At 65.3% G+C, this 21541-nt stretch carries 27 protein-coding genes and 1 tRNA gene; 12 read left to right on the top strand and 16 right to left on the bottom strand.

Annotated features, from left to right (window positions below; translation table 11 throughout):
• Positions 1–75: 75 nt before the first annotated feature.
• The 3 genes from ABIB80_RS10530 to ygfZ are packed head-to-tail and all read right to left on the bottom strand — an operon-like array spanning position 76 to position 2191.
• The gene (locus ABIB80_RS10530; RefSeq protein WP_007594908.1) at positions 76–690 is read right to left on the bottom strand and encodes a YfbR-like 5'-deoxynucleotidase; all 615 of its coding nucleotides are present in this window, start codon (positions 688–690) and stop codon (positions 76–78) included.
• Positions 687–1313 (bottom strand): DNA-3-methyladenine glycosylase I, encoded by a 627-nt coding sequence (locus ABIB80_RS10525; protein ID WP_007594906.1) that lies wholly within the window; start codon positions 1311–1313, stop codon positions 687–689. Before ABIB80_RS10525 ends, ABIB80_RS10530 begins: the two co-directional genes overlap by 4 nt.
• Positions 1310–2191 (bottom strand): CAF17-like 4Fe-4S cluster assembly/insertion protein YgfZ, encoded by an 882-nt coding sequence (ygfZ, locus tag ABIB80_RS10520; RefSeq protein ID WP_007594904.1) that lies wholly within the window; start codon positions 2189–2191, stop codon positions 1310–1312. The genes ABIB80_RS10525 and ygfZ overlap by 4 nt, the downstream gene beginning before the upstream one ends.
• Positions 2192–2292: 101 nt before the next feature.
• Here ygfZ and ABIB80_RS10515 point away from each other — a divergent pair, with 101 nt between their 5' ends.
• The 5 genes from ABIB80_RS10515 (at position 2293) to ABIB80_RS10495 (ending at position 6427) form a co-directional block, all read left to right on the top strand.
• A complete protein-coding gene (locus ABIB80_RS10515) occupies positions 2293–3627 on the top strand; it encodes a dihydroorotase (RefSeq protein WP_354127358.1) in 1335 nt (444 codons plus the stop codon).
• 168 nt (positions 3628–3795) lie between these two features.
• The gene (locus ABIB80_RS10510) at positions 3796–4665 is read left to right on the top strand and encodes a sulfurtransferase (protein ID WP_354127357.1); all 870 of its coding nucleotides are present in this window, start codon (positions 3796–3798) and stop codon (positions 4663–4665) included.
• A 105-nt stretch (positions 4666–4770) separates the two neighbouring features.
• A complete protein-coding gene (locus ABIB80_RS10505) occupies positions 4771–5475 on the top strand; it encodes an RNA polymerase sigma factor (protein WP_354127356.1) in 705 nt (234 codons plus the stop codon).
• A 90-nt stretch (positions 5476–5565) separates the two neighbouring features.
• Positions 5566–6099, top strand: coding sequence for a DUF4142 domain-containing protein (locus ABIB80_RS10500; RefSeq protein WP_354127355.1), 534 nt, complete (start codon positions 5566–5568; stop codon positions 6097–6099).
• A gap of 10 nt (positions 6100–6109) precedes the next feature.
• Positions 6110–6427 (top strand): cupredoxin domain-containing protein, encoded by a 318-nt coding sequence (locus tag ABIB80_RS10495; protein ID WP_354127354.1) that lies wholly within the window; start codon positions 6110–6112, stop codon positions 6425–6427.
• A 93-nt stretch (positions 6428–6520) separates the two neighbouring features.
• On the opposite strand, the gene ABIB80_RS10490 is transcribed toward ABIB80_RS10495, so the two are convergent.
• The 4 genes from ABIB80_RS10490 to ABIB80_RS10475 form a co-directional block, all read right to left on the bottom strand.
• A complete protein-coding gene (locus ABIB80_RS10490; protein WP_007594892.1) occupies positions 6521–6787 on the bottom strand; it encodes a hypothetical protein in 267 nt (88 codons plus the stop codon).
• A gap of 255 nt (positions 6788–7042) precedes the next feature.
• Positions 7043–7420, bottom strand: a complete 378-nt coding sequence (locus ABIB80_RS10485; protein WP_007594891.1) for a TIGR02301 family protein — start codon at positions 7418–7420, stop codon at positions 7043–7045.
• 207 nt (positions 7421–7627) lie between these two features.
• Positions 7628–8062: an NUDIX hydrolase gene (locus ABIB80_RS10480; protein WP_354127353.1), complete on the bottom strand. Its 435-nt coding sequence runs from the start codon at positions 8060–8062 to the stop codon at positions 7628–7630.
• An 18-nt stretch (positions 8063–8080) separates the two neighbouring features.
• Positions 8081–8581: a hypothetical protein gene (locus ABIB80_RS10475; RefSeq protein WP_007594889.1), complete on the bottom strand. Its 501-nt coding sequence runs from the start codon at positions 8579–8581 to the stop codon at positions 8081–8083.
• Positions 8582–8644: 63 nt separating this feature from the next.
• Between ABIB80_RS10475 and ABIB80_RS10470 the strand changes: the two genes are divergently transcribed.
• Complete coding sequence (locus ABIB80_RS10470) at positions 8645–9409, top strand: SOS response-associated peptidase (protein ID WP_354127352.1); 765 nt, start codon at positions 8645–8647, stop codon at positions 9407–9409.
• Positions 9410–9534: 125 nt separating this feature from the next.
• Here ABIB80_RS10470 and ABIB80_RS10465 read toward each other — a convergent pair whose 3' ends face one another.
• From ABIB80_RS10465 to ABIB80_RS10440, 6 genes are all read right to left on the bottom strand, one after another.
• Positions 9535–10728 carry a CaiB/BaiF CoA transferase family protein gene (locus ABIB80_RS10465; protein ID WP_354127351.1) on the bottom strand — a complete coding sequence of 398 codons (1194 nt, stop codon included), beginning with the start codon at positions 10726–10728 and terminating at the stop codon, positions 9535–9537.
• Positions 10729–10764: 36 nt separating this feature from the next.
• Positions 10765–11694 (bottom strand): glycine reductase, encoded by a 930-nt coding sequence (locus ABIB80_RS10460; RefSeq protein ID WP_354127350.1) that lies wholly within the window; start codon positions 11692–11694, stop codon positions 10765–10767.
• 149 nt (positions 11695–11843) lie between these two features.
• Positions 11844–12425: an NUDIX hydrolase gene (locus ABIB80_RS10455; protein ID WP_354127349.1), complete on the bottom strand. Its 582-nt coding sequence runs from the start codon at positions 12423–12425 to the stop codon at positions 11844–11846.
• A 9-nt stretch (positions 12426–12434) separates the two neighbouring features.
• The gene (locus ABIB80_RS10450) at positions 12435–12878 is read right to left on the bottom strand and encodes a GNAT family acetyltransferase (protein ID WP_007594881.1); all 444 of its coding nucleotides are present in this window, start codon (positions 12876–12878) and stop codon (positions 12435–12437) included.
• The gene (locus tag ABIB80_RS10445) at positions 12875–14302 is read right to left on the bottom strand and encodes an FAD-binding oxidoreductase (RefSeq protein WP_007594880.1); all 1428 of its coding nucleotides are present in this window, start codon (positions 14300–14302) and stop codon (positions 12875–12877) included. The genes ABIB80_RS10450 and ABIB80_RS10445 overlap by 4 nt, the downstream gene beginning before the upstream one ends.
• A gap of 22 nt (positions 14303–14324) precedes the next feature.
• A complete protein-coding gene (locus ABIB80_RS10440; RefSeq protein WP_354127348.1) occupies positions 14325–15314 on the bottom strand; it encodes an L-threonylcarbamoyladenylate synthase in 990 nt (329 codons plus the stop codon).
• Between the two features lie 68 nt (positions 15315–15382).
• On the opposite strand from ABIB80_RS10440, the gene ABIB80_RS10435 reads away from it, so the two are divergent.
• A tRNA-Pro gene (locus ABIB80_RS10435) sits at positions 15383–15459 on the top strand.
• A 200-nt stretch (positions 15460–15659) separates the two neighbouring features.
• Here the strand turns inward: ABIB80_RS10435 and ABIB80_RS10430 are convergent.
• From ABIB80_RS10430 to ABIB80_RS10420, 3 genes are all read right to left on the bottom strand, one after another.
• Entirely contained in the window at positions 15660–15986 is a 327-nt protein-coding gene (locus ABIB80_RS10430) for a hypothetical protein (RefSeq protein ID WP_219678648.1), read from the bottom strand.
• 222 nt (positions 15987–16208) lie between these two features.
• On the bottom strand, positions 16209–16433 hold the full coding sequence (locus ABIB80_RS10425) for a hypothetical protein (protein ID WP_007594875.1): 225 nt from the start codon (positions 16431–16433) through the stop codon (positions 16209–16211).
• 156 nt (positions 16434–16589) lie between these two features.
• Positions 16590–16769, bottom strand: a complete 180-nt coding sequence (locus ABIB80_RS10420; protein ID WP_371261319.1) for a hypothetical protein — start codon at positions 16767–16769, stop codon at positions 16590–16592.
• A 258-nt stretch (positions 16770–17027) separates the two neighbouring features.
• On the opposite strand from ABIB80_RS10420, the gene ABIB80_RS10415 reads away from it, so the two are divergent.
• From ABIB80_RS10415 to ABIB80_RS10395, 5 genes are all read left to right on the top strand, one after another.
• A complete protein-coding gene (locus ABIB80_RS10415; protein WP_354127347.1) occupies positions 17028–17441 on the top strand; it encodes a hypothetical protein in 414 nt (137 codons plus the stop codon).
• Positions 17442–17632: 191 nt separating this feature from the next.
• Positions 17633–18592, top strand: coding sequence for an N-carbamoyl-D-amino-acid hydrolase (locus ABIB80_RS10410; RefSeq protein ID WP_354127346.1), 960 nt, complete (start codon positions 17633–17635; stop codon positions 18590–18592).
• A gap of 411 nt (positions 18593–19003) precedes the next feature.
• A complete protein-coding gene (locus ABIB80_RS10405) occupies positions 19004–19624 on the top strand; it encodes a TetR/AcrR family transcriptional regulator (RefSeq protein ID WP_035993264.1) in 621 nt (206 codons plus the stop codon).
• A 53-nt stretch (positions 19625–19677) separates the two neighbouring features.
• Positions 19678–20871: an MFS transporter gene (locus tag ABIB80_RS10400; protein ID WP_354127345.1), complete on the top strand. Its 1194-nt coding sequence runs from the start codon at positions 19678–19680 to the stop codon at positions 20869–20871.
• Positions 20872–21010: 139 nt separating this feature from the next.
• Positions 21011–21430 carry a hypothetical protein gene (locus tag ABIB80_RS10395; protein WP_007594853.1) on the top strand — a complete coding sequence of 140 codons (420 nt, stop codon included), beginning with the start codon at positions 21011–21013 and terminating at the stop codon, positions 21428–21430.
• Positions 21431–21541 lie beyond the last annotated feature (111 nt).

The following is a 21541-nucleotide window of genomic DNA, read 5'->3' as shown; positions in this document are numbered from 1 at the left end:
ACCATTTCGCAACTGCGCATCTCCACCAGTTTGGTGGGCACGCTTCGCTTTGCCCACCCTACGAAGGGATAGGGTTCACGCAAACACGGCGCCAAACCGCTCCAGAAACTGCTTCTCGGCCCGGGCAGCCGTCCAGGGGGTGAGATAGTCGCGCCGGACGCTGTCGGGCAGGCCCGGATCGCGGCCGAACAGGCGCCTGGACTCGCTTTCGCTGAAGCCGGCGAGCGTCGTCGCCTCCAGATAGGCCGCGCCGCGATCGGCGGCCTTGATCGCCAACGTGATCTCCTCCGGCAGCACCGGCGGCAGGCCAAAGCGGATGTGGATGGCGCCGAGTAGGCGTTTTTCGACTGCCTTGTAATGACCGTCGAGCACGGCCTTGAACGGCGATATCATATCGCCGATCACGTATTCGGGCGCATCGTGCAGCAGCGCGGCAAGCCGCACGCGCAGATCCACGCGCGGGTTCTCGTGCCGAATCACGGTTTCGACCAGCAGCGTATGCTGCGCGACCGAGAAGATGTGTGCGCCGATGGTCTGGCCGTTCCAGCGGGCGACACGCGCCAGCCCATGCGCGACGTCGGCGATCTCGATATCGAGCGGGGAGGGATCGAGCAAATCGAGCCGCCGGCCCGACAGCATGCGCTGCCAGGCACGAGACGCCACATCGGGTGACGACTTCCTGGCCGTCATTTGGACTTGAGGCGCGGCTTGCGCTGCGTCTTGCCGCAGCTCGCGTGACAATGGCAGTCGACGAGATGATCGTTGACCATGCCGGTCGCCTCCATGAAGGCATAGACGATGGTCGGGCCGACGAATTTGAAGCCGCGCGAGGACAGCTCCTTGGAGATTTGCGTGGAGAGCGGCGTCGAGGCCGGTACGCTCGCGGTGGTCTTGAAATGATTGACCTTGGGCCTTCCGTCCATGAAGTCCCACAGGAATTTCGAGAAGCCGGGGCCCTTCTCCATGATGTCGAGATAGGATTTCGCGCTTGATATTGTGCCGTCGATCTTGGCCTTGTTACGCACGATGCCGGCATCGTTCATCAGCGCGTGAACTTTCTTCTCGTTGTAGCGTGCGATCTTTTCCGGCTGGAAATCGTCGAAGGCTTTGCGGAAATTGTCGCGCTTGCGCAGGATCGTGATCCAGGACAGGCCGGCCTGGAAACCGTCGAGGATCAGCTTCTCATAGAGCGCGCGGTCGTCATATTCCGGCACGCCCCATTCGGTGTCGTGATAGGCGACGTAGAGCGGATCCTCGCCGGGCCAGGGGCAACGCGTCTTTCCGTCGGGATGCAAGCGTGGAGCACGGCTCATGCGATGGGTTGCTTCGTCGGAATGCGGACGATTTCAGGTTCCGCTAGCCTCACAGCGAGGCCACCGGCAGTCAGCGCCTGTCCTGCGTCGAGCGCATCGGCGACGCGGTCGATGCGCACCAGCGCGATACCCTTGCCCTGCGCCGACGAGCCCATCGTGCCGACCGGCTTGTCGCCGGCGAGAATGCTGACGCCGGGCTCAGGCGAGGAGTCCTCGAGCAGTACCTTGACGCTGCGGGTGCGGGCGGTGCCGCGATGCTGCATGCGCGAGACGACCTCCTGGCCGACATAGCAGCCCTTGTCGAAATCGACACCGGCCAAACGGTCCATGTTGGTCTCGTGCGGGAACGCATCGCTGTACGTGAAATCGAGCCCGCCGCGCGGCACGCCGAGCGCGATGCGGTGGGCCTCGTAGGCGGCGGCGTCGACGAGCTCGGCGCCGATCAGATCGGACAGCTTATGTTTGAGATCTTCGGGGATCAGGATGCGGGTGCCGAGGTCTTCATTGCGCGGATCGGCGAAGGCGAGGTCGGGCTGGGCCGCAGGCTTGCCGTCCCAGGCCGCGAGCACGCCGAGATCGTCGGACAGGTTTTCCACCGTGACCTTGGCGCGCAGCTTGTAGAATTTCAGCTTGGTGGCGAGGCCGTCGGCAAGCGGCTTCGGGCAATCGATCAGGAACCCGCCGCCATGGCCGGCAGGCGCTTCCGTGATCAGGAAATCTACGATGATCTTGCCCTGCGGCGTCAGCAGCGCGCCGAATCGGCCGAGGCCCGGCTTCAGCTTGTCGACATCGGTCGTGACGAGGCCATTGAGGAAGTTGCGCGCATCCTCGCCCGCGACCTTGATCACGCCCCGGTCCGGAAGAAACGCTGATTTCATACGAAAATCTCTTGCGACATGTTGCTCCGGAACGTAAGCCCGCAAGGCAAAAACGACAAGACCTCAAGCCCTGCGCTTGGGGACGAGAGAGGCCTTCAGCCATGACCCAGCGTTTCGACGTGATCCTCAAGGGCGGCACTGTCGTCAACCAGGACGGCGAGGGAGCCCGCGATATCGGCGTCGTCAACGGCCGCATTGCCGAGATCGGCACCCTGTCGCAGGCTTCCGCCGCGGAGGTGATCGACTGCAAGGGCCTGCACATCCTGCCCGGCGTGATGGACACGCAGGTGCACTTCCGCGAGCCCGGGCTGGAGCAGAAGGAAGACCTCGAGACCGGTTCGCGCAGCGCCGTGATGGGCGGCGTCACCGCCGTGTTCGAGATGCCGAATACGTCACCGCTCACGGTGACGGAAGCCGCCTTCACCGACAAGGTGAAGCGCGCCCATCACCGCATGCATTGCGATTTCGCCTTCTTCATCGGCGGCACGCGCGAGAACGTGCAGGACCTGCCGGTGCTGGAGCGCGCGCCGGGCTGCGCCGGGGTCAAGGTGTTCATCGGCTCCTCGACCGGCGCGCTCTTGGTGGAGGATGACGAAAGCCTGCGCCGCATCTTCCAGGTGATCCGCCGCCGCGCGGCGTTCCACGCCGAGGACGAGTACCGCCTCAACGACCGCAAGTCGCTGCGTATCGAGGGCGACACGCGCTCGCACCCGGTGTGGCGCGACGAGACCGCGGCGCTGATGGCGACGCAGCGCCTGGTGAAGCTCGCGCACGAGACGGGCAAGCGCATCCACGTGCTGCATATCTCGACCAAGGAAGAGATCGAATTTTTGCGCGACCACAAGGACGTCGCCTCCTGCGAGGCGACGCCGCATCATCTCACGCTGGTGGCGCCCGAATGCTACGAGCGGCTCGGCACGCTGGCGCAGATGAATCCGCCGGTGCGCGGCGCCGATCATCGCGCCGGGATCTGGCGCGGCATCGAGCAGGGCATCATCGACGTGCTCGGCTCCGATCATGCCCCGCATACGCTCGAAGAGAAGCAGAAGATCTATCCGGCCTCGCCCTCCGGCATGACCGGCGTGCAGACGCTGGTGCCGCTCATGCTCGATCACGTCAATGCGGGTCGGTTGTCGCTGGCGCGTTTCGTCGATCTCACCAGCGCCGGCCCCGCGCGCCTCTACAATATGGCCTGCAAGGGCCGCATCGCCGCCGGCTACGACGCCGACTTCACCGTCGTCGATCTCAAGCGCAGCGAGACCATCACCAACAAATGGGTGGCCTCCAAGGCCGGCTGGACCCCCTATGACGGGTTGCGCGTCACCGGCTGGCCCGTCGGCACCTTCATCCGCGGCCGCCGCGTGATGTGGCAGGGCGAGCTCGTGACGGCCTCGCAAGGTGAGCCGGTGCGGTTTCTGAAGACGTTGAAACAGTAGGGAGCGGCACAAGCGTTCCGCACTCCCGGCGTCGTCCTGGCGAAAGCCAGGACCCATTACCCCGACTGCATCTTGTGCGAAGACTGGTGGCCAACACTTGCGCGCCACAACTTGATCCTGTGGTAATGGGTCCTGGCTTTCGCCAGGACGACGCCGAGGGAGGAATGAATGTCCCAACCGACACCCCTCATCACCACCGAGCAACTCGCCGCCATACTCGGCGATCCCAATCTCCGCCTCTACGACTGCACGACCTACAACGAGCCGGTGCCGCCGGGCAGCGACGTGCCCTATCGCGCCGTGCCCGGCGACAAGACGTTCGAGGCCGGCCACATTCCAGGCGCCGATTTTCTCGACCTGCAAGGCGAGTTCTCCGACGCCTCTGCGGAGCAATTCTTCATGATGCCTGACGTGGCCCAGCTGGAGACCGCCTTCGGCCGCCACGGCCTCGATGCGTCCAAGTCCGTCGTGCTCTACAGCATCGGCACCATGATGTGGTCGACGCGGTTCTGGTGGATGCTGCGCTCGCTCGGCGTCGACGCGCGGGTGCTCGACGGTGGCCTCGACAAATGGAGGGAAGAGGGACGGCCGATCGAGACAGGCGCGCCGAAGGGCTATCCGGCCACGACCTTCAAGGCGGCGCCGCGCGCAGGCTTCTTCGTCGACAAGAATGCGGTGAAGGCACGGCTCGGCGATCCCGCGACTGTTATCGTCAACGCGCTCGGTTCCCAGTTTCATCGCGGCCTCGAGCCGAGCCGCTACGGGCGGCCCGGCCGCGTGCCCGGCAGCGTCAACGTTCCCGCGGCGGTTCTCACCAATGCCGACAAGACGTTGACGACGCTCGCCGATGCCGAAGCCAAATTCGCCGCGGCAGGCATCACCCGCGACAAGAATGTCATCCTATATTGTGGCGGCGGCATCTCGGCGACGATCGATCTGCTGCTGCTGACGCAGCTCGGTTATGACAAGCTGACGCTGTACGATGCTTCGATGGGGGAGTGGGCGAAGGATCCGGCGCTGCCGATCGAGACGGATTAGGACATTCCCTGGTCTCTCCCCCAGGGGAAGGACAGAAACTTGGGAACCTTTCCCTTGGGGCGGCATCCAATGTCCGGAACGAAGCCAAACAAGCAGGTGACCGCCATGCCACGGACCGCACCCGGCCTGTCCGCCGGCGCTAAGACTTCAGAAATCCGGACATTGGAAGCCGAACTGGTCGAGCGGGCGCGGGGCCGTGACGAGGCCGCGTTACGCGAGATCATGCAGGCCAACAATCGCAGGCTCTATCGTCTGGCGCGCGGAATTCTGCGCAGCGACAGCGAAGCCGAGGATGTCGTTCAGGAAACCTATATCCGCGCCTTCACCCATCTCGACGGTTTTCGCGGCGAGTCCGGTCTGTCGACATGGCTGTCGCGCATCGCCATCAACGAGGCGCTTGGCCGGACGCGAGGCGCCAGGCCGCATGTCGAGCTGGGCTCGGTGCCCGAAGCGACGCTCGAGGCGCAGATCATCAAATTTCCCGCTTCTCCCGCAGGCGATCCGGAAAGGACCATGGCCCAACGTGAAATCCAGCGCGTCGTCGAGCGCGCCATCGATGAGTTGCCGGATGTCTTCCGCATGGTCTTCGTCGCACGCGTGATGGAAGGCATGAACATCGAGGAGACCGCCGAGCTGCTCGGCGTCAAGCCCGAGACCGTGAAGACGCGACTGCACCGTGCGCGCACCATGTTGCGCGAGAACGTGGAGAAGGAGATCGGTCCGGTGGTGATGGATGCGTTCCCGTTCGCCGGGTGGCGCTGCGAGCGGCTGACCGTGTCAGTGCTGAAGCGGCTCGGCATCGGCGGCTGAATTTTTCGGGAACGTTCGCGCGAAAATTCCATCCAACGCCTGTGAAGCAACGCGCCGGCAAAACATCCGGCACCACAGGAGTGTCAAACCATGTTCGTTCGTTGGACCACGGCGGTCGCCGCTGCAATTTTGTTGTCGAGCCCCGCGCTGCTGCAAGGCGCCAGAGCAGCCGACAAGCTGACCAATCCGCAGATCGCCCATATCGCCTACACCGCGGGTGTGATCGACATCAACGCAGCCAAGCAGGCGCAGAAGAAAGCCAAGAACAAGGACGTGAAGGCGTTTGCCGACGACATGCTGCGCGACCACGAGGCCGTCAACAAGCAGGCGCTCGCGCTGGTCAAGAAGCTGAACGTCACGCCTGAAGACAACGACACCAGCAAGGCGCTGTCGAAGCAGGCGAGCGAGAAGCTCGCCGAATTGGACAAGCTGAGCGGTGCGGCCTTCGACAAGGCCTACGTCGCAAACGAGGTCGCCTACCACAAAACCGTCAATGGCGCGCTGGAAACCCAGCTCATTCCGTCCGCCAGCAATGCCGAACTGAAGAGCCTGCTGCAGACCGGCCTGAAAATTTTCCAGGGCCATCAGCAGCACGCCGAGCACATCGCGGCGGAGCTGAAATAGGGAGGCGATGATGCCGGGACGATTGTCTGCGATCGCGTCAGCGGTCCTGCTCGTGGCGTTGGCCGTCCCGGCGCACGCTGCGACCATAGAGATCACGATGGAGAATCTCGAAGTGTGGCCGAAAGACGCTTCGGCCAAGGTCGGCGACACCATTGAATGGATCAACAAGGACGTGTTCGCCCACACCGCGACGGCCAGGAACGGCGATTTCGACGTGAACTTGCCGGCGAAAAAATCGGGGACGTTGGTTCTGAAGAAGGCAGGCACGGTCGATTATTACTGCCGCTATCATCCCAACATGAAAGCGACGCTCAAGATCGAGCCGTAACGGGCTGGGGAGCGCATTCCCGACGGCAGCGGAAACCGGCCCCGCCCGCGTGGCGGGGGCGTTTTCGGCAAGGCTTACTGCCTGAAGAAAGACTTACTGTCGGGAGATGTCGACCGAGAATTCGCCGTTGCGGATGCGGCCAGGAAAGCCTTCGACGAACTTCGCCACCGCGTCCTCGCCATAGGTGCCGACGAGCTCGGCAAGGGCCGCGAACAGGCTCGCCTGCGCCAGGCAGTCGCCGTCGACGCCGTCATGGCGCGCTTCGGCCCAGGCCTCGTTGAGATAGCTCAGTGCGGCCTGTTTCTGCTCGTGATCGGGCAGCGGCGCGCGTGCGGGGGCGTAGGACACTGGATGGCTCATGAAACTCGTCAGGGCTGGGGCGCAATCCACGGCGATGCGCTGTGCGAGAGGTGTAGCACGCGGGTTAACGCCCGCTAGGCCACTTCTTTAGGAACGGTTAACGGCTGTGTACAAAGTCGATGACAGGGTTCCCGCCGCTGTCATTCCGGGGCGCGACGATGTCGCGAGCCCGGAATCCATCTGGTCGCAGAGGCGGTGGAAGAATGGATTCCGGGCTCGCGACATCGTCGCGCCCCGGAATGACGAATGGAGAGTTCAGTTCGCGTAACGCGCCGTGAGATCGCGCGAGATCTTCGCGCCTTCCTCGATGTAGCGGCGGATCGCCACCGTCGCGGCCGGCGTGCAGCTCCGGTAGGTCTGCTGAAAACCGTTATAGCCGCGGTTGAAGCCGGCGATCATGCGGGTGCGGCGTTCGCCCGCGGGGGTTTCGGCATCGATCAGCGCCTGCATCTCGCTGCGCCATTTGTTGCCCTCGTTGGACCCACAGATGCCGCGCAGATAGTGCAGCCCGCCGAGGATCTCCGCCAGCCGCTGCAAATCGCCGTCAAACGGCGCTGCCCCGTCCTGAGCCCTCGTGGGCACCGAGGCGCAGGCGAGAATCAGGGCAAAAATGGCCAGAAATCGCATCGACATCGGCCGGGTGTATGCCTCCTCGGGGCGGTGGACGCAAGGCGCCGGGCCGTGCGAGCGTTGCGCTCCCTCCCCGCTTGCGGGGAGGGTCGGGGAGAGGGTATCTCCGCAGGCGAGCACCCCCAAGAGGAAAAGGCCCTCACCCGCCGCGCTCTCGCGCGTCGACCTCTCCCGCAAGCGGGAGAGGTGCGGCGGAGTTCGCCGTGCTGCCTATGCCTCGATCAGGCGCGCGGCGGACTGGATGACCTCTTCCAGCCCGCCGGTCAGCTTGAGGTCGCCAAGGCTCGCCAGGGCCTCCGGGGCGATCCAGCGGAAGTCGTCGAGCTCGTCGTTGAGAACCGGCTCCCGGGCCACCCAGCGGGCGGCAAAGGACATGATCAGGTAGTGGCCGGCGCCAGCCGCGGCCGGCAGCACTTCGCGCCAGCCCGCGAGGCCAATGATGTCGATATCGAGCCCGGTCTCCTCGTCGATCTCGCGCGCCAGCGCCTGGTGCAGCGATTCGCCGAACTCGACCCGGCCGCCGGGCAGCGAATAGAACCCCTTTGCCGGCGAGCGTGCACGACGGGTCAGAAGCACCTTGCCGTCACGAAAAATCGCGGCACTGACCGCGATCTGGGGACGGGTCGGCTGAACGATCGCAGCCATGACTTCACCTGCTCGAGCTCAGTTCGCCATGATATTGTCGACGTCGGCTTCAGCGCCGCCATTGATGATGCCGCCGCAGGCCGCGATCAGCGGCCTGACCCACTGGGCGGCCTGCTCGGCGAGGCGAACGCGGGTCGTGTCCTTCTCGACCTCGCGCATGGCCGAGCCGACCGCGGTCAGGATCGAGGTCATGGTGTCCGTGAGGTGGTCAAACTGGGCGCGCACGTTCGGGTCGGCCTTTTCGTAGGCCTCGATCGCCAGATCCCGGGCCTTGAAATTCGAGGCGGTGAAATGCTCGGCATAGGACAGCGGCGACCAGGTCAGAAAATCTTCCGCGCATTCCGGCATGTCGGGCACCATTTCCAGCAGCATCACGGCTTCATTGAAATGGTTGAGATAGTCGGTGGCAAGCCCGGTCCGCGGGTTGATGTTGGCCACGCGCAGCCGCTCGGCCCAGGCCGCGGCCTCGGGCGCCGTCTGTCCATGCATTCGCGCCGGCTGGGAGACCGTTGAGCTCATCTGCCGCAGTGTTAACGTTCGGGGTTAAAAGGACCTGAACGGACCCTATATAGGCCCTCAAGGATGTGTGGACGCTTCGTCATAACTTCGGCCCCCGCGGCTTTGCGGCAACTATTCGGCTACATTGAGCAGCCGAACTTCCCGCCCCGGTTCAACGTGGCCCCGACGCAACCGATTCCGGTCGTGCTGGCCGAGAACGGCGCGCGCCATTTTCGCCTGATGCGCTGGGGCCTGTTGCCGGGCTGGGTCAAGGATCCCCGCGGATTTACGCTCCTGATCAATGCCCGTTCCGAGACGGTGCTGGAGAAGCCCGCCTTCAAACGCGCGATCCGCCGGCGCCGCGGCCTGATTCCGGCCGACGGCTATTACGAATGGAAGGCGGAGGGTGGCCGCAAGCAGCCCTTCTTCATCCATCGCGTCGACGGCGCGCCGCTCGGCTTTGCCGCATTGTTCGAGACCTGGGTCGGGCCGAACGGCGAGGAGCTCGACACGGTCGCGATCGTCACGGCGGCGGCGGGCGAGGATCTCGCCACGCTGCATGACCGCGTGCCCGTCACCATCAGCCCGCGCGATTTCGAGCGCTGGCTCGACAGCCGCAGCGATGACGTCGATGCCGTGTTGCCGCTGATGACCGCGCCGCAAATCGGCGAATTCGCCTGGCACCCGGTCTCCACCCGCGTCAACCGCGTCGCCAACGACGACGACCAGTTGCTCCTTCCGATCAGCGCGGAGGAGATGGAAGCGGAGCTAGAGGCCGCGAAACCGAAGCGGGCGGTGCGGAAGGCCGCGGCCGGCTCGGCGGATGACGGGCAGGGGTCGTTGTTCTGAACACTGGCGCCGTAGGGTGGGCAAAGCGAAGCGTGCCCACCATTGCGCACCGAAGAAGCGGATAGGTGGTGGGCACGGCGCGTTGCGCCTTTGCCCACCCTACGGCAGCGGAGTTTGCGGCAGCCCTACACAATGTCTTTCGCCCGTAGTCCCGCGATCTCCGCCGCGTCAAATCCCAGCTCGCCCAGCACCGCGTCCGTATCCGCACCGAGCTCCGGCGCCATGCGGTCGAGCCTGCCGCCGCCATGCGCGAGCTTGAAGCCGCTGCCGGCGAAGCGCAGGCGACCGTAGGGCGTATCGAGCTGCTGGATTGCGCCGCGCGCCTTGATCTGCGGATGGTCGATGACTTCCTCGACCTTCCAGATGCTGGCGCAGGGCGCGCCGGCATCCTCCAGGATTGTCTCCCATTCGCGCGCCGGCCTGGCCGCGAGCGCCGCTTCGATGATGGCGCGCAGGGCCGGCTCGTTCTCGTTGCGGGCGAACCAGTCGGCGAAGCGCGGATCGGACAGCGTGTCCTCGCGGCCGAGCGCGGACATCAGCGCGCGATATTGCTTCTCGTTATTGACGGCGAGCAGGATGTGACCGTCGCCGCATCTAAACAAATTCGCCGTGGTCCTGCGGCTGACGGCCTGATTGCCCGACAGCTGCTGGCGATGGCCCGCGACCGAGAAGTCCGCGATCTGCCCCGACAGAAACGCCATCGTTGCCTCCAGCATGGAGACGTCGATGAGTTGGCCCTTGCCGGTGCGATCTCGCTGGTACAGCGCGCTCGACACGCCGAACGCAGCGGTCGCGCCCGACAGCACGTCGCACACGGCAAAGCCCGCACGCGTCGGGCCGGTTTCGGGATGACCCGTGATCGCCATGATGCCGGACAGCGCCTGCATCTTGCCGTCATAGCCAGGGCGCAGCCGATCCGGACCGGTCTGGCCGAAGCCTGAAACCGCGCAGTAGATCAGCTTCGGATTGATCGCGGACAGCGCCTCATAGCCGATGCCGAGCTTGTCCATCACGCCCGGGCGAAAATTCTCCATGACCACGTCGACCTGCGCGGCGAGCTTCTTCACGATCGCGATCGCATCGGGTTTTTGCAGATCGAGCGTCAGGCTGCGCTTGTTGCCGTTGATGGCCTGGAACGCTGGCGCGAGACCGCGGTCGGCCCATTCGCGCGAGAGCGGCGTGCGGCGCATGTCCTCGCCCTCGCGCCGCTCGATCTTGATGACGTCGGCGCCCAAGAGCGCGAGCTGGTAGCTCGCATAGGGGCCGGCCAGCACTTGCGTGAAGTCCAGGATCTTCACGCCCTCGAACGGTCGCGTCACGTCGCTCTCCCTTTTTGTTGTGGTTGTCGGAGGACGTCAGGCGGCGCGATTGCCGCGCGCGATCTCCTTCTGCTTGTCGAATTCGGCACGGCGGCGCGCCAGCTCTTCGGCTGAGAGCTGCGCGACGTTGTTGTAGTCGAGCTTCCAGGAGGCGTCCTCGCTCCAGCGCAGTGGCGACTGCATGGTGGTCTGCGGGCCGCTCGCGGTCTCCAGCAGCCTGAGCGCCAGCTCGAGCGTCTGCGCCTGCGAAGCGACGTCGTGCGGCTTGCCGGCGGAATTGCCGAGCGGGAAATCCGAGAACAGGAAACGCGGCACGGCGGCGTGCTCGATGATGTCCTTGGCGCAGCCCATCACCACGGTCGGAATGCCGTTCGCTTCGAGATGTCGTGCCACCAGCGCCGTGGTCTGGTGGCAGACCGGGCAGTTCGGAACCAGCACCGCGACATCGACCTTGTCGGCAAGGCAGCGCGCCAGAATCTCCGGCGCGTCGGTGTCGAGCGTGACGCGATGGCTGCGGTTGGTCGGCGCGCCGAAGAAGCGCGGGGCCATCTCGCCGATGCGCTCCGCAGCGCTCGCCTTCAAAAGCTGCGGCAGCGGAAACCAGGTGCCGTTGTCGGTGGCCGTGGTGTGCTTGCGGTCGTAGCCGATATGCGAGATGCGAAGGTCGTGCTGCTTCGCCGTGTCGCCGTCATAGACCTGGTAGAATTTCGCGCCGCCATTATACGCCGCGCCCGGGCCCTGGTCGCCCTTGGTGGGGTCGTACGGCGCGGCCGTCGTGATGATAGTGACGCGTGATTGCGACAGCGGCTTCTTCAGCGGCTGGAACGGCGCCTCGGTGTAATGGGCCCAGCGATACGCCGTGGTGTAGCCAATCGCGGCGTAATAGTCCCGCGTGCGCTGCATATAGGGGACGGGGGCGTCATAGTCGGGCGCAAAGCCAAATTCGTCGTCGCGCGAAGCGGACATGGGCGCGTCTCCTGGTTCTTGTTGGCGACAGACTAGAGATAGTCGGGGGAGAGCTCAACGGGGGGCAGTGCGATGCAGGTCAGAATTGCACTGATAGAGCCAAGCCCGCTTTTTCCCCTCCCCCCTCGCAAGGGGAGAAGGAAGACAACCTACCGAAACACATGCAGCGCCACATGCTGCAGCAGCATGATCGCCTTGGCGTCGATGATGCGCCCGTCCGCGATCATCGCCAGCGCCTCGTCGATGCCAAGCTCCAGCACCTCGATGTCCTCGCCTTCGTGTTCAAGGCCGCCACCATCGCTGACCCGCATCTCCGGCTCGTACTCGGCGACAAAGAAATGCAGCGTCTCGGTGATGGCGCCGGGACTCATGAACGCTTCGAACACCTTGTGGACGTGGTGCAGGCGATAGCCGGTTTCTTCCTCCGCTTCGGCGCGGATGCGTACCTCGGGCGAGGCATCGTCCAGCACGCCGGCGGCGGCTTCGATCAGGAGATCGTCGTAACCGCGGATGAAGGCCGGCAGGCGGAATTGCTTCACCAGGATCACCGTACGGCGTGCCAGATTATACGGCAGCACGGCGGCGGCGTTGTCGCGCTCATAGGTCTCGCGGTGCTGGGTCTGCCATTCGCCATTGGCGCGCCGGTACTCGAACGTGGTGTTCTTCAGCGTGGTCCAGCCGTCCGAGAGCACGCGGACGTCCTTGATGCGGACGCGGTCGGAAATCGTCATGGCTCGATCTCAATTGCTTGGCGTTGTGGTGCGGCCGTCGAGCCACTTCTGAAACATCACCGAGGTCGATTCCTCGAAACCCAGCGACTGGTAGAACGCATTGGCCTGCTCATTGCCGCGCCGGACCAGGAGCTGGAGCTTTGCGATGCCGGCCGCGCGCAGCCAGTCCTCGGCCGCCGCCATGATGACGCGGCCGTAACCACGTTTCTGGCTATCCGGATCGACCGCGACGTAATAGACCCAGCCGCGATGGCCGTCATGGCCGACCATCACAGTGGCGACGATGGCGCCGCCGTCGCGGCCGAGCAGGATGGTAGAATTGTCGCGCCGCCGCGCCAGCGCGATGTCCGCATGCGGATCGTTCCACGGCCGCGTCAGGCCGCAGCGCTGCCACAGCGTGACCACGGGCTCGACATCGGCCTCGGTGATCGCATCGATCGTGAGCGCACTCACAGCACTTTTCCCGGGTTCATGATTCCAAGCGGATCGAGCATCGCCTTGATGGACCGCATCAGCTCGATTGCAGTCTTGTCCTTCACATCGGGAAGCTCGTCGCGCTTGAGCACGCCGATACCGTGCTCCGCCGAGATCGAGCCGCCCATGCGCAGCACGATGGCGAACACGACCGCGTTCATCTGGTGCCAGCGCGCCAGATAGTCCGCGGTGTTGGCGCCGATGGGCTGGCTGACATTGTAGTGCAGATTGCCGTCGCCGAGATGGCCGAACGGCACCGGCCGCGCGCCGGGGATCAGCTTCACCACGGCTTCATTGGCCTCGGCGATGAAGGCCGGCACGGTGGCCACCGGCACGGAGATGTCGTGCTTGATCGAGCCGCCCTCCGGCTTCTGCGCCGACGACATCTCGTCGCGCAGCTTCCAGAAGCCGGCGCGCTGGGTGAGGTTGGCCGCGATCACCGCGTCGTCGACGATCTCGTCCTCCATGGCGCGGCCGAGGATCGTTTCCAGCGGCGTGCGGGCGTCATCGCCGGGGGACGACAATTCCATCAGAACGTACCAGGCATGCTTTTGCGCCAGCGGATCGCGCACGTCGATGCCGTGGCGGATCGAGAAATCGACTGCCATCTCCGACAGCAGCTCGAAACTCGTCAGCGCATTGGCGGCCTCGCTTTGCGCGATCGCCAGCAGTTTCAGCGCGGCGTCCGGCGACTTCAGCCCGACGAAGGCGGTCTCGATCGACCGAGGCTTCGGAAACAGCTTCAGCGTCGCCGCGGTGATGATGCCGAGCGTGCCTTCGGCGCCAATGAAGAGGTTGTGCAGATTGTAGCCGGTGTTGTCCTTCTTCAGCTTCGAGAGCACGCCGAGCACGCGCCCGTCCGCCAGCACCACCTCGAGCCCCAGCGCCATCTCGCGCGCGACGCCATAGGCGAGCGCGGCCGTGCCGCCGGCATTGGTCGAGAGATTGCCGCCGATGGTGCAGCTCCCTTCCGCGCCCAGCGAAAGCGGAAACAGCCGGTCCACGTCCGCGGCCTTCTGCTGCGCGATCTGCAGCACCACGCCGGCCTCGCAGGTCATGGTGTTGGAGGCGGTGTCGATCTCGCGGATCTTGTCGAGCCGCCGCAGCGACACCACCACCTCGCCATTGTGCGGGGTCTGGCCGCCGACGAGCCCGGTGTTGCCGCCCTGCGGCACCAGCGCGATCTTGTGCTCCGAAGCGAGCTTGCAGATCGCGGCAACCTCCGCGGTCGAGCCTGGGCGCAGCACCAGCGGCGAGCGGCCGTGGAACAGATTGCGCTCCTCGGTGACATAGGCCTCGATGTCGGCCGCATCGGTGATGGCGTGCCTCTCGCCGACGATCTTGCGGAATTGTTCGATCAGCTCGGGCGCAAGCGGAGGGGTGGCGGAATGATTAATGTTCATTGTCTTGTCTCTTGCTTCGCTCTTATCTCGCCACGGCCGCCCGGCGCAGCCGGTCGTTGATCGCTTCGCCTAGATCCTCCTCGGGGATCGTCATCACCGCGATCGCCCGCGGGCGCCTCTCATCGAGGGCGCGAAGATAGCCGAACAGATTGGCGGCGGCTTCATCGAGATCACCGCTGGGCGACAAATTCATGACCGCGGCAGCGGCCTCCAGGCCAGGCAGGCGCGCGGGGCCGAACGCCAGCAGCGCTTCGCCCGGCGCGACGTCCTGCGCATTGAGCCGCACATGGGCGCGCGGCGCGTAATGCGAGGCCAGCATGCCCGGCGCCAGCGGCTGGCTGTCGTCGCTGTCGGCCTCCGCCGGCAGTCGCGCCAGCGGTGCGCCGAGCACGGCCTCGATCCGCTCGCGTGACAGGCCGCCGGGCCGCAGCAGCATCGGCGCCGCAAAGCAGCCGACGATGGTCGATTCGACGCCGACCGTAACCGGCCCGCCGTCGACGATCAGGTCGATCCGGCCCGCAAGGTCGCCCTCGACATGAGCTGCCAGCGTCGGCGAGACGTGGCCGGAGAGGTTGGCAGACGGCGCCACCACAGCCCCGCCAAAGGCGCGCAGGATCGCCTGCGCCACCGGATGGGCCGGAATGCGGATCGCGACCGTGTCGAGGCCCGCAGTGGCAAGCTCGGCCACCGGGCAGTTTTCCGTCTTCGGCACCACCAGCGTCAGCGGCCCCGGCCAGAACGCCTCCGCAAGGCGCGAGGCGCAGGCGTCGAATCGCCCGATCCTGCGCGCGGCCGCGAGGTCGGCGACATGCGCGATCAGCGGATTGAAGGCCGGCCGCCCCTTGGCGGCGTAAAGATGGGCGATCGCGCCGGCATTTCCGGCATCCGCCCCGAGCCCGTAGACCGTTTCGGTCGGGAACGCGACCAGCCCGCCGGCGGCCAATGTCCGGGCGGCAGCCTCCGCGCCAGCCTCGCCGGCCGGTAAAATCAGCGTTTCAAGACCCGTTTTCACAGGGATAAGATTCCTCAGCTCGGCCGCTTGCGGTGCGCCAAACCCGACGCTATAAGCCGGCCTCTTGTCGGAGTGTGGCTCAGCCCGGTAGAGCACTGCGTTCGGGACGCAGGGGTCGCAGGTTCGAATCCTGCCACTCCGACCATTCTTCCAAAAGTCAACGTTTTCCTAAGGCTCGTTCCCAATGGCTTGGCGGACCGGCCGCCGGCGCCCGGGAGCGCCTTCTTGCAACGATTTTCGGGGCGGGTCCACGGCCGATTTGGCCGGGCAGGGCGGCTTGTGTGAGCGGCATGGCTCGGCATTTGCCGATATCAATGATTCGGCGTTGTAAGCTAGGTCAGAGGACTACCGCCGCGCCACCAGCACGCCGATCATGAACGCCACCATCAGCGCCGGCAGCGGCGCCTCGCGCACCATGCCGCGAACGACGTGTGTCCAATGTTGCTCCGGGACGAGGTTCGGAGACCTGATCTCCGGCGTTGGCGTGATGCCCCATTCCGACGCTAGCTCTGCGACCTCGCTCGATGCGAGCCGCACGCCATCGCGGACGCGGAAGATCGCTGCGTCGGATCGTTCGCCTGGTGCGAGCGCCATTAGCGTCGCGACGGCTGTGCGCAACGTCATCTCGCCGTAGCCTTGCAGCCTGACCGATTCCTCGGGGTCGGACGTCATCGCAAATACCTCACAGCGCCAAATGCTCTACAGCGCGAAGTGGCGCGCGATGGTGAAGGCCATCGTCGCGCACAGGACCAGCGTGGATACCGCGCCGGCCACGCCGCGCACGAGATCGGCCCGCGTCAGGTGCCTGGTCATGATCTTGCTCCCATGCTCGGCATGGCAATGGCGGGGAGGCGGCGTTGGTTCCTTGCGCGACGGGCGAATCGCGAACCGCGGCTATTTCCGCAGCAGCTCGCTCAGTGCGGCCGTCGCCTCGGCGCAGCGGATATCGTCGATTTCGCGCGACAGGCTGAGGGCGCTCGATCTGAGCTCTTCGACTTTCCAGCTCTCGGGGTGCTGGGTCTCGAGTTGACCGAGCCGCTTGTTCAGATCGTCCAATCTGGTCTGCAACTGCTCGACGCTGGCAGCCCCGTTCACCACCCAGACTCGTTGCGCACGCATCGTCGTTCCCCTGCTCGTCTCACGGCGTTGTGAGAGGGGTTCGTGGCCGCAATGGGAGTTTCTTTTGTCCGGCTTCAGACGGACGGGAACCGTTGCAGATCGGCAACGGGAGTTCCTTCGTGTTAGCGTGCGTCTGGAGCTCGGCCCGTCGCCGCATCAGGCCGCGCGCGGCCACTCGGTCGATTGCTTTTCAAGCCGGCTTTCGAGAATGGCGACGCTCACCCGGATATTCTCGCGCCGAGCCCGCAGGTTGTGCGCGAGCATGGGGTAGGCGACGTTCTGGGGATCGCAGATTCCAGCCTTCCGCTCTTCCTCCAGAATGTCGGCGTCGATCATTCGCAGGCGCCAGCGCAGGTCGGAGATCAATGCGTGGAGCTGTGTCGGCATGGTCGCTTCGAAACGGGACGTCGGGTGCATGATCGCCTCACGATGAGACAGACCCACTGCGGGTCTGAGGGATTTGACTGCCGTGCAGCAAGCGGAATGCCAGTGGGCGGCTGAGCGTCTCGCGCGATTGCTCGACGGCGCACCGGAACGATTGCCACGTTTTCCCGTTGCTGCAGGGGCCTCGACAACGAGGCGATCGAGGGACCCATGCCGCTCATCCGCTATTTCGTCTTCACCGGCGGCGCTCTGCTCGCCCTCCTGTACCTCGCTGACTACTACCTCGCCGGCCCCGTAAGCGCCGCCGCCGAAACCGGACCGGACCTCTCGATCGCCCGAATTCATTCTGCACAGACCTGGCCGGAGAAGATCGTCTTCGACACCAACGTGCGACAGATTCCGTTGACCAAAACTGTGGCGTCAACGTCAGACGCGGCGGCGCCAGTCGCGCCGGACGGTACGCGCCAGGCATTTGCCACGGCGGCGCAGCCCGCCGCGGAGCCCAGGCAGGCCAAGGCGGCCTCTCCGAACAAGCGCGTCGCGGAGCGGCATCGGCGCCGCCAGCCGTCGCGCATGGTGGCGCGCAGTCAGTTCTTCAACGAGCCCGTCGCCGCAGAATGGTGAGTGGCGCCCCGTGAGGGTGTTTGCGCGCGACGTGGATGCGATCAATCCCAATTCATCCTCGGCGCTTCCCGCGGAACGGTCGGGCTGCCTCTCGGTTGGGCACCGTGCCGGACAGCGAGGCTGTGCGCGCGGCGCATCGCGCGATAGGCTCTGCCGCGACCTGACCCGGGAAGCGGACGAGGGAAAGATTCGTGGCGAGATTTGTAACTGTTGCGGCCGGCCAGCTTGGCCCTGTGGCGCGGACCGAGACCAGAACCGCGGTCGTGGCGCGCCTGATGGCGTTGATGCGCCAGGCGCACGCAAACGGTTGCGACCTGATCGTCTATCCCGAGCTCGCTCTGACCACGTTCTTTCCGCGCTGGTATTTCGAGGACCAGGCCGAGATCGACAGCTTCTTCGAGCGGGAGATGCCGGGGCGGGAGACGAGAGGCCTGTTCGATCTCGCGCGCGAGATCGGCATCGGATTTTACCTTGGCTATGCCGAGCTGACGGTCGAGGCCGGACTTGTCAGGCGCTACAACACCTCGATCCTGGTCGAGAAGAGCGGCGCCATCGTCGCGAGATATCGCAAGGTTCATCTGCCCGGGCATGCCGAGCACGAGCCCTGGCGCGAATTCCAGCATCTGGAAAAACGCTATTTCGAGCCCGGCGATGGTTTTGGCGTGACCGAGGCCTTTGGCGGCGTGATGGGGATGGCGATCTGCAATGACCGCCGCTGGAGCGAGACCTATCGGGTGATGGGCCTGCAGGGCGTCGAGATGGTGATGATCGGCTACAACACGCCGGTGCACAATCCGCCCGCGCCCGAGCATGACGATCTCTCGCTGTTTCACAATCATCTGGTGATGCAGGCCGGCGCCTACCAGAACGGCACCTTCGTGGTCGGCGTCGCCAAAGCGGGTGTCGAGGAGGGCGTCGACCACATCGGCGGAAGCTGCGTCATCGCGCCCTCCGGCGAGATCATCGCGCGATGCACGACCAAGAGCGACGAGATCGCGCTCGCGCGCTGCGATCTCGATCTCTGCAACTCCTACAAGCGCACCACCTTCAATTTCGACGTTCACCGTCAGCCGCAGGCGTACGGGATGATTGTCGAACGGAAGGGCGTGACCATGATGGCGGATGGAACGCCGGTGCGAACGACGGGGTGATCTCCTGTAGCCCGGGTGAACGTAGCGATACCCGGGGCCGCTCGCGCGGCGTTCGCACCTTCCCGGATTACGCTTGCGCTCCATCCGGGCTACGGGACTTCCTGTGTCGCCCCCTGTCAGTCCGCCGCCGCTTAGAGGCGATGCTATCCCGTGCTTCGCTCGGAATTGGCCATGTCGCGGCAGTCAGGCGCAACAATCTCAAATGTCGTCCTGGCGAAGGCCAGGACCCATACCGCGAGGTCAAGCGATTTGACGCGGTATCAATCCCACCGAACGAATGTCCGCCAAACCCCTCCCTGGATAATGGGTCCTGGCCTTCGCCAGGACGACGCCTGAGCCATCAGTTTGATCCGTGATCTCATCACAACCAAGTGTCTTTATTCGGAAACAATCATTCCCTATTATTCCGCAATGCAAAAGACCGCCCGCAAATCCCAGCCGATTGCCCGTCCGCCCGGCCGTCCCCGGGAGTTCGACATGGACACCGCGCTCGACAGGGCCGTCCGCGTGTTTTCCGAGCGCGGCTACCATGCCACCTCGATCGGCGATCTCACCACGGCGATGCGGCTGGCGACCGGCAGCGTTTACAAGGCATTTCGCGACAAGCATGCGGTGTTTCTCGCCGCCTTCGAGCGCTACGTGGCTCTGCGCCAGGAGCAGACGCGTAGCGCGGCGGCGAAAGGCGCCAATGGCCGCGAGCGGCTGCGCAACATGCTGCTGTCGTATGTAGAGCATTCCCAGGGCAGCGAGGGGCGGCGCGGCTGCCTCGTGGTCGGCAGCGCCGTCGAATTGTCCGCGGTCGATCCGGTGGTCGCCGCCCTCGTCAGCGCGCGGCTGGAAACCAACGAAGGCTTCATCGCCGGCCTCATTCGCGAGGGGCAGGCCGACGGCTCTATACCCCGCCATGTCGCCGCCGATGACACCGCGCGGCTGATGATCTGCATCACGCAGGGCCTGCGCGTCGTCGGCAAGGCGCGCCTTTCGCTCGACGGCAAGCGCCTGGTCGCTGTCGCGATGAAGCTGCTCGCCTGAATTTTTTGTCATATTAGGGAACAAGCGTTTCCTATAGTTCGGAGACTGTGTGAATGACGATGAATGCCACGATCGAGACCGCGCCGGATCCGGATGCGGTGTCGCAGCTCCTGACCTTCGTGCTTGCCGCGGCCTGTGGCATGGTCGCCGCCAACATCTATTACGCCCAGCCGCTGATCGCCCCGATCAGCGCCGCGCTCGGCCTGTCGCATGAAGCGGCGGGGCTGATCGTCACCATGACGCAGATCGGCTACGGCGTGGGGCTTCTCTTCATCGTGCCGCTCGGCGACCTCGTCGAGAACCGTACCCTGATCTGCTCCGTCATCACGCTCGGCGCGGCAGCCCTGCTCGCCGCGGGGTTCGCGTCCCACGCGCTGCCTTTCCTGATCGCCGCGCTGTTCATCGGGCTCGGCTCGGTCGCGGTGCAGATCATCATTCCCTATGCGGCGCATCTGGCGCCGGCAGCCATTCGCGGCCGCGTCGTCGGCAACGTCTCGACCGGCCTGATGCTCGGCATCATGCTGGCGCGGCCGGTGTCGAGTTTCGTCACGGCGATGCTGTCGTGGCACGCGGTGTTCTTCTCTTCGGCCGCGCTGATGATCGTGCTCGCAGCCGTGCTCTGGATGACGCTGCCGAAGCGTAAGCCGGTCGCGCGGATGCATTACGGCGAGTTGCTGCTGTCGATGCCGCATCTGGCGCGGACCACGCCGCTGCTGCGCCGCCGCGCGCTGTACCAGGCCAGCCTGTTCGGCGCCTTCAGCCTGTTCTGGACCGTGACGCCGCTGCTGCTCGCGAGCGAGTTCGGCTTCACCCAGAGCGGCATCGCGCTGTTCGCGCTCGCCGGTGTCGCCGGCGTGTTCGCGGCGCCGATCGCGGGGCGGCTTGCCGATCGCGGCCACAGCCGCATGGCAACACTGGTCGCGCTGCTGCTCGCGGCCGTGGGCTTCCTGATCACGCATGTCGGCGCGGCCGGATCGGTGCTGAACCTCGCCTGCCTGGTCGTGGCCGCGATCGCGATCGACATCGGCGTGCAGGGCAACGTCGTGCTCGGCTTCCGCGCGATCTTCGCGCTGGGGCATGAGCACCGCAGCCGCCTCAACGGCCTCTACATGGCGACGTTCTTCACGGCGGGCGCGGCGGGCTCGGCGGTCGGCGCCTGGGCGTTTGCGCAAGGCGGCTGGACGCTCGCATCGGCCATTGGCCTCGCGTTGCCCGTCGCAGGGCTGATCTATGCGGCCACCGAGTAGCGGCCGCGGTGGTCCAGATTGCGCGATTCGGCCCGTTTACCAAGGCCGTCCGGCCGGCAATTTCCACCTCGCAGTTTCCCTGCCGCTGTAGTACTTTGGTCGCAAGCGAGCCTGGTTAACGGGCGGCAGGGGGAGGCTGATGAGGCGTGCGGGGCTGGTTGGCGTACCGCGGGTACGACCATGGTCGTGGCAGGCGTTTCTGCTTGGATTCGTCGTTGTCGCGATGTCGGCTGCGCTTCAGGGCGTCTGTGTTGCGCTCGGCGCAAAACTTTATTTCGCGGCGTTCCTACCCAGCCTGTTCGTGCTCGGCATTGTCGCGGGCGCACCGGCGGCGGCGTTCGCCGCGGTGCTTACAATTCCGCTGGTGTGGTGGGCGTTCATGCCGCCCTTCTTCGAGTTCAATTCGCTGACCAGCGCGCATGCCGATTCCATCAAGCTGTTCTGCCTGCTCGCCGTGCTGGTGATCGGCCTTGCCGATCTCTGCCGTGCGACGATGGCGATCATCAGCCGCGGCGGGTTGAAGCCGCGGAGCGAGAGCGCGGCAACGAATTCGCAATAGATCGGCCTTGCGCGGTCGCGCACGTTGCGCGCAGGCAACAGTCCGGAAACCATTCGCACGCTTGCTGTGCGGCGCTAACTTTTCGAAAAAGATTTGGCCGCAATTTCTCCC

Origin of the sequence: Bradyrhizobium sp. i1.15.2 (assembly GCF_040548425.1) — a bacterium.
In the GTDB taxonomy this organism is placed as follows: domain Bacteria; phylum Pseudomonadota; class Alphaproteobacteria; order Rhizobiales; family Xanthobacteraceae; genus Bradyrhizobium; species Bradyrhizobium canariense.
The sequence above is the reverse complement of the archived record's forward strand: the minus strand, read 5'-3'. Positions and strand labels throughout refer to the sequence as shown.